The organism is Bradyrhizobium sp. Kon69, from assembly GCF_055807515.1.
On record NZ_JBVVOS010000339.1, the window covers coordinates 1 to 274 of the forward strand.

Annotated in this window: 1 protein-coding gene; it reads right to left on the reverse strand. The window is 51.5% G+C overall.

What is annotated here, in order from left to right; translation table 11 throughout:
• Positions 1-274, reverse strand: a 274-nt coding sequence (locus tag AC0L3U_RS39385; RefSeq protein ID WP_473365119.1) for a hypothetical protein, incomplete at both ends; no start/stop codon positions are given.

A 274-nucleotide genomic window follows, 5' to 3' on the forward strand; every position in this document is an offset into this window, starting at 1 on the left:
TCTTTGGAACGAGAGGTGATGAGCACATCGCCATCCATCATTTTCTCTACGCCGTCGAAGAAGTTGGAATCGTTGAACCCATAGGTCACCGGGCTACCACGCCGCTCCACCCTCTCGGTACTCTCCGCGCGGTACAATTTTGGTATATCGGTTCTTTCGATCATTCCCCGACTATTGAAATAACCGCCGGAAGGCAGGGTAACCTTGTCTTTGAAGAGGTTCTCTTTCAAGACATGCGCATCGTTGTACGGCGAATATTGCGCGCTGGACGTTG